At 50.0% G+C, this 6,764-nt stretch carries 5 protein-coding genes, 1 tRNA gene and 1 other RNA gene; 3 read left to right on the top strand and 4 right to left on the bottom strand.

Translation table 11 applies throughout. The features are described 5' to 3' along the window. The coding region (locus HMPREF9431_RS13130) for a hypothetical protein (protein ID WP_004379287.1) at window positions 1-355 on the top strand (355 nt) is incomplete at its 5' end. Window positions 356-370: 15 nt separating this feature from the next. On the opposite strand, the gene HMPREF9431_RS01460 is transcribed toward HMPREF9431_RS13130, so the two are convergent. The 4 genes from HMPREF9431_RS01460 to HMPREF9431_RS01450 all read right to left on the bottom strand — a co-directional run bounded on the left by HMPREF9431_RS01460 (window position 371) and on the right by HMPREF9431_RS01450 (window position 5,142). Further along, window positions 371-2,065, bottom strand: a complete 1,695-nt coding sequence (locus HMPREF9431_RS01460) for a putative transporter (protein ID WP_004379286.1) — start codon at window positions 2,063-2,065, stop codon at window positions 371-373. Window positions 2,066-2,354: 289 nt separating this feature from the next. After that, window positions 2,355-2,428, bottom strand: a tRNA-Thr gene (locus tag HMPREF9431_RS01455). Between the two features lies 1 nt (window position 2,429). Continuing rightward, window positions 2,430-2,528: signal recognition particle sRNA small type (gene ffs, locus HMPREF9431_RS12065), an RNA gene on the bottom strand. A 79-nt stretch (window positions 2,529-2,607) separates the two neighbouring features. Then, window positions 2,608-5,142 carry an endonuclease MutS2 gene (locus tag HMPREF9431_RS01450; RefSeq protein ID WP_004379285.1) on the bottom strand — a complete coding sequence of 845 codons (2,535 nt, stop codon included), beginning with the start codon at window positions 5,140-5,142 and terminating at the stop codon, window positions 2,608-2,610. 125 nt (window positions 5,143-5,267) lie between these two features. On the opposite strand from HMPREF9431_RS01450, the gene HMPREF9431_RS01445 reads away from it, so the two are divergent. Next, window positions 5,268-5,783, top strand: coding sequence for a DUF4199 domain-containing protein (locus HMPREF9431_RS01445; protein ID WP_004379284.1), 516 nt, complete (start codon window positions 5,268-5,270; stop codon window positions 5,781-5,783). Between the two features lie 17 nt (window positions 5,784-5,800). Then, complete coding sequence (locus HMPREF9431_RS01440) at window positions 5,801-6,751, top strand: glycosyltransferase family 2 protein (protein ID WP_004379283.1); 951 nt, start codon at window positions 5,801-5,803, stop codon at window positions 6,749-6,751. The last annotated feature ends 13 nt before the right edge of the window (window positions 6,752-6,764 follow it).

The raw sequence follows: 6,764 nt of genomic DNA, 5'->3' as shown, positions 1-6,764 counted from the left end.
CGGCGCAGAAAATCCCGAGGCGCTACTGCCAAACAACCCTGCGGCGCAGAAATTCCCCGGGCGCTACTGCCAAGCAACCCTGCAGCGCAGAAAATCCCGAGGCGCTACTGCCAAACAACCCTGCGGCGCAGAAAATCCCGAGGCGCTACTGCCAAACAACCCTGCGGCGCAGAAAATCCTGAGGCGCTACTGCCAAACAACCCTGCGGCGCAGAAAATCCCAAGGCGCTACTGCCAAACAACCCTGCGGCGCAGAAAATCCCAAGGCGCTGCTGCCTCAGACGCTCAGGTATGCAAAAAGGAGGAGCATTTCTGTCACAGAAACACTCCCCCCGAAAACAAATCAAAAAAAATAATCTTTAAGTCTAATGTCATGCGCCGCAACAGAACAGCACGATGAGCTGTGCGGTGAAAATCCTCAAAAACATGCTCAGCGGATAGACCGTGGAGTAGCCGATGGCAGGCTCTTCGCGCGAACAGATGCTGTTGGCATAGGCCAGCGCGGGCGGGTCGGTGTAGGTTCCGGCCAGCATGCCCATGATGGTGAAATAATTGAATTTGTAGCGCAGCCGCGCCAGCGTGCCCATGATGAGGATGGGAATGATGGTGATGAGAAAGCCGGTGTAGACATATTTCAGTCCGTCGCCCTGCACCACGGTGTGCCAGAAGCCGGCGCCGGCCTTGATGCCCACCGAGGCCAGGAAGAGCACCAGCCCGATTTCGCGCAACATCATGTTGGCCGAGGTGGTGGTGTAGGTGACGAGCTTCAGCCGATAGCCAAAGCGGCCGATGAGGATGGCGATGATGAGCGGGCCGCCGGCGATACCCAATTTCAGCGGCACGGGCATGCCCGGGATGGCCAAGGGGATGCTGCCGAAGAGGATGCCGATGATGATGCCGATGAAGATGGTGCCAATGTTGGGCGCGTCGAGCCGGCGCACACTGTTGCCCATCATTTCGGCCACGCGGTTGACATTCTCTTCAGGGCCGACCACCATCACGCGGTCGCCAATCTGAAAGCGGTGGTCGCGGCTGGCAAAAAAGTCCATACCTTGCCGGGTGATGCGTGTGACGTTGACGCCATAGACGCTCGAGAAGTGCATCTTGCCCAGCGTTTTTCCGTTCACCGACGGGTTGGTCACCACAATGCGCTTGCTGATGAGGGGCTGCTTCTCGGCTTCGGTGTGCCAGGGCGTGTTGATTTCAGGGCCGATAAACGCCTGAATGGCTTGTGCGTCGCCCTCGGTGCAAACGATGAGCACCTCGTCGCCCTGCGTGAAGATAGTGTTGCGCGTGGGAATGGTCACGTTGCCATCGTGCAGCAAACGCGTGCAAATGACATCGCGGTTGAGGAAGCCCGATATCTCGGCCAGCGTGCGACCCGAGATATATTCGTTGCTCACTTTGAGCACCATCTGGTGGGGCTTGGCGTGTGGATTTTCACCTTCCTGCTCGGCCAACTGCTGCTCCTCGCGCTCGAGCTTCACACGCGTGATGTAGCGCACGGCAATCGTAGCTCCGATGATGCCCAGCACGCCCAACGGATAGGCGCAGGCGTAACCCGACGCAATCTCGGGCACCTTGCCTGCCGGAAACACGTTGGTGAGCGCTTCATTGGCCGCACCCAAGCCCGGCGTGTTGGTCACCGCACCATAGAGCGTGCCCACCATCATCGGCAGGTTGGTGGCATTTTGGGTGTCGAAAAACAGCCAGTAGCACGCAAACATCACCGCAATGTTGAGCAAAATGGTGACCGTGGAAAGCACGTTGAGCGTGACGCCGCCCTTGCGGAAACTCTCGAAAAAACCGGGACCAACCTGCAAGCCAATGCAGAAAACGAAAAGAATGAGACCGAAGTCTTGCACAAAGCCCAGAATGTTCGTGGGCGCAGTGAAGCCAATGTGTCCGGCGATGATGCCTGCAAATAGCACAAAGGTTACGCCGAGCGAAATGCCGCCCACCTTCACCTTGCCCAAAAGTACGCCCACCGAAATGACGATGGCATAGAGCAGCGCAATATGCGCCACCGAGTCAGTTGTTGTGAATAGATTTATTAACCACTCCATAATATTATATTAGGGATGAAAATTCGGCTGCAAAAGTAATGAATTATTGCAGGGTAGCAAAATAAACCCCGTTTTTTTTGTTGCCATCCGTTCGCCGTCAGCCGGGTTTTCAGTCTGCTTCTTGGCCAGCCTCCGATTCTTCTACCCATATTTTCTGCGCCATTGTTTGCCGTTCCCCAAAAATTTATGCCTTGCGTCCGATGAGTTACACGACACGCCACGTTGCGTTTTGATGTCGCAAAGAAAAGGAGCGCACCAACTATCTGATGCGCTCCTTGCGTTGTTTTCGAGCCTCTTGTCGGATTCGAACCAACGACCCCGAGATTACAAATCACGTGCTCTGGCCAACTGAGCTAAAGAGGCGGGTGGGCAAGCTGTCCTTATCGCGTCGCTACAACCATGTACCCTTGCTGCGTTCCCACCCTGGGGGATTCCAAGGGAGCTGACCGTAAGGGACTTGCCCGTATGCTTTTTTTGAGCGATTGCAAAAGTATAGTTTTTATCGATAGCGGCAAAATATCGTTCATTAATTTAAAGTTTATTTACAAATCAACCACCGTGATGCCTGCACCACCAAATTGCACCTGCTCGTCGGCATAATGTTCCACATTGGGTACGGTGGCAAGGTATTGTCGAATGAGCGTGCGCAAGATGCCGTTGCCCTTACCATGGAGAATTCTTACGCGCGGCATACCCAACAAAATAGCATCGTCAATGAAGTGTTGCACGGCATTTAGTGCTGCATCTCCACGCATACCGCGCAAGTCTAAGTCCTGATGGAACTGCTGTTTGTGCTGATCAATCGTTGCGCGTGTAGCATGACTTAAATGTTGTGTAGCAGCCGTTGCGGGGGCTGTTTGCACACCGTCTTTCACGCGCTCCAAGCGTTGTAGCGCCACGGTCGAACGCATTCCTCCAAAAATAACGACCCCCTTTGCACCATCCATACGCTCTAACAGCCCTACGGTGGTGGTGCCTTTGATGCGAACGGCATCGCCAACCATCAAGGCGCGAGGTGCTATTTCAGCGGTCGCAGAGACAGCGTTGCGCAATTTTTCGGCTATTTGTTGCTCGCGTTGTACTTTTTCTTGGCTACGTTTCTCCTTGCGTTGCCGGCGTTGCTTAAGCTGTTCTATCTTTTTTTCAAATTCATCATGAGTCAACAAGCCCTGCTCTTTTACTGGCTCTTCCTTCACCGCCTGCGTAAACAGCTGCAACTCCTCGCGTATTTTCCGCGTCGTTTCCTTCTCAGCCTGCGCCTCTTTGATAGCTTTGATAGCATTTTCAATACGCCGATTGCCCTCTTGCAACAACTGCTCAGCCTCGGCCTTTGCCTGCGCAAGAATTTGTTTGCGCTGCCGTTGCAAATCGTTCTTTGCCTGCTCATATTGCGCCATCACCTGTTCGACATCCTTTTCTTGCTGGCGAATCGTTTGGCGTTTTCCTTCCCAATAGCGCTTATCCCGCACAATATCTTGCAAATATTTATCGCTCTGAATGTAATCCGACCCCACGATTTCCGAAGCCTCAGCAATCACATTCTCGGGCAGTCCAATCTTTCGAGCAATCTCAATAGCAAACGAACTACCGGGCCTTCCGATGGCCAACTGAAACAAGGCACGCATCTCGTGGCGGTCATAAAGCATCGCTCCATTGGCCACTTCGGGATGATGGTCGGCAAAATGCTTCAGATTTTGATAATGCGTGGTGATGACCGCCCAAGCCCCCTTGCGATAGAACTGATTCAAAATGCTTTCGGCAATGGCGCTTCCGATTTGCGGTTCAGTGCCTGTGCCCAACTCATCAATGAGAATGAGCGATGTGGGTTGCGCCTGCCGCATCATGTTCTTCATATTATAAAGGTGTGAGGAATAGGTCGACAAATCATTCTCTATGCTTTGCTCGTCACCAATATCAATCATCAGGTCGGTGAAAAGGCCACATTGCGAACGCTCGCTCACCGGGATAGGCACCCCACATTGCAACATATATTGCAGCAATCCTACCGTCTTAAGGCACACCGATTTTCCACCCGCATTAGGTCCAGAGATGATTAAAATGCGCTTTTCCGCGCTGAGTTTAATATCCAAAGGCACAATCTTTGCACTATGCCGTTGCAGCCGTTCTTCTAACAAAGGATGACGTGCTGCAATCCAATCGACGTAAGGCTCTGACGAGACTTGCGGTGAAATTGCATGAAAAGCTGCTGCGAAACGCACTTTTGCCTGAATGAAATCAAGCTGTCCCAAGAAATGGAGCGCATCTAAAATCTCATGCACATGCGGCCGTATATACTGTGTTAACTTAGTGAGTATGCGCAACACTTCTTGCCGTTCTTCACTCTCCAACGTGCGTATCTTATTGTTAACCTCAACCACTTCTGTGGGTTCTACAAAAAGTGTGCGCCCAGTGGCACTCTCATCATGCACAATACCGTTTACTTTGCGCTTCAAACTTGGCGTAATAGGCAACACCAACCGACCATCACGCACAGCGGGTGTAACATCTTTCTCAACCAAACCTTCGGCTTGAAAAGTAGTCAATATGCGATGAAGCACACGCGAAACAGTGCCCGACGATTGCGCCAGTTCTCGACGAATGCGTGCCAATTCGGGAGAGGCCGTATCGCGAACTTGCCCATAAGCATTAATCACCTGATCAATGCGTTGCACCAACTGCGGATGTGTTGCAATGCCATCTGTCAGGGAATAGAGCGCCTCCCCCACCCGATTTTCAGGTGCATCAGGATGTAAAATGCCCACAACTTGATGAATAGTGAATAATGAACGCCGCAAATCAAAGAAATCATGTTCCTCTAAATGAACATTTGAGATGCGCGCTTTGCGCACACATTCGCGCACATCAAAGACATGAAGAAGCGGGAAATCGGGCATTTGCTCTAACAACAAACGATATTCATCTGTTTGCGCATGTGCCACATTCACAACGGCTTCGTCTGAAGAAAACTGCATCGCTCCAACTTCTGTCACGCCTAAAGGAGACAGACAATAGCTCTGCAACATAGAACGTATCGCCGAGAAGCCTATCTTTTCTTCAAAATTATCGGGATATATCATGATGATTTTTTCTTTGTGTGCAAAGGTAACAAAAAAGTAAAAATAAGACAAAAACTAAAGGTCGTATGTCTATTTATAACGAAAAAGCACTACCTTTGTATCGTTTATAAACGTAATTTTGGTTAATGATTAATTCACAATCGCTTCGTCAGGCACAGGCCTTTGCACGACAAGACGGCGCGCTCTTGGGGCTACTTTGGTGCGTAGCCTTTGCCAGCAGCTTATATATGCCACAATCATCCATCGGCGGGCTGCTGACTTTAGCCACGCCCATCTTCATGATTTGGCGACTCATCGTTTTCAGGAACTATGCCCTCGAAGGAAAAATTTCCTATCGCAGAGCCTTTTATTACTGTGTTTCAGCGTTTTTCTATGCTGCATTACTCTTTGGTTTGTTGCTCTTTATTTATTTTGTAACACTTGGTAATACACAGCTTGTAGCACTCTTCCATGCAACCCTGCAAGCCATTGCGCCCATCTACCAACAACACGGTATTGACACAAAGGTGCTCAACGATGCACAAACGCTTGTGGCAACCATGTCACCCCTCAACTTAGCTTTCCTCTTTGCAACCTATGGTTTGATTGCAGGTTGGTTTGCTTCGATTTTCATTGCCATATTCGGTCTTTTTAAACGTTGAACTCATTTACTCAAAATATGGATATAACAGTTGTCATTCCACTTTATAACGAAGAAGAGTCTCTTCCCGAATTGCACGCTTGGATACAGCGTGTGATGAATGAAAATCACTTTTCTTATGAAATTATTTTCGTCAATGATGGAAGTACAGACCACTCATGGGAGGTCATTTCAGACTTAGCAAAAGCCGATGAACACGTGAAGGGCATCAAATTCCGCCGCAACTATGGCAAGAGCCCAGCGCTCTATTGTGGATTTGCAGCCGCAAAAGGCGACGTTGTCATCACAATGGATGCCGACCTTCAAGACTCACCCGACGAAATTCCTGCACTCTATCGCATGATTCGGGATGAAGGCTACGATTTAGTTTCAGGTTATAAACAAAAACGCTATGACCCGCTATCCAAGACAATTCCCACGAAACTCTTCAATGCTACCGCACGAAAAATCAGTGGGGTGCACAATCTTCACGATTTCAACTGTGGTCTGAAGGCCTACAAAGTGGCTGTAGTAAAGAATATAGAGGTCTATGGCGAAATGCATCGCTATATTCCTTATTTGGCGAAAAATGCCGGATTTGACAAGATTGGCGAAAAGATTGTGCACCATCAAGCGCGCAAATATGGAACGAGTAAATTCGGATTAAACCGCTTTTTCAATGGCTACCTTGATTTAATTACACTGTGGTTTCTCAGCAACTTTGGCAAAAAGCCCATGCATGTGTTTGGCTTTTTGGGTAGCCTCATGTTCCTCATTGGCTTCATTGCTATTATTTGTATTGGCGCCGACAAGGCCTATGCGCTGCTTAACCACATTCCGCAACGCTTAATCACCGACACTCCCTACTTTTTCATCGCCCTGACCACCATGTTGTTGGGCAGCCAATTCTTCTTAGCGGGCTTCATAGGCGACCTCATTAGCCGTCAGAATCCCAACCGCAACGACTACCAAATAGAAGAAACCATTTAGACATGGGGAAGAA

It is taken from the genome of Segatella oulorum F0390 (assembly GCF_000224615.1).
In the GTDB taxonomy this organism is placed as follows: Bacteria; Bacteroidota; Bacteroidia; order Bacteroidales; family Bacteroidaceae; genus Prevotella; species Prevotella oulorum.
This window is presented reverse-complemented; position numbering and strand designations above follow the sequence as displayed.

What these genes read in the sequence shown, in the direction of transcription:
- HMPREF9431_RS01450 (WP_004379285.1), bottom strand. Translation starts at nt 5,142, where the DNA reads ATGATATATCCCGATAATTTTGAAGAAAAGATAGGCTTCTCGGCGATA.
- HMPREF9431_RS01460 (WP_004379286.1), bottom strand. Translation starts at nt 2,065, where the DNA reads ATGGAGTGGTTAATAAATCTATTCACAACAACTGACTCGGTGGCGCAT.
- HMPREF9431_RS01440 (WP_004379283.1), top strand. Translation starts at nt 5,801, where the DNA reads ATGGATATAACAGTTGTCATTCCACTTTATAACGAAGAAGAGTCTCTT.
- HMPREF9431_RS01445 (WP_004379284.1), top strand. Translation starts at nt 5,268, where the DNA reads ATGATTAATTCACAATCGCTTCGTCAGGCACAGGCCTTTGCACGACAA.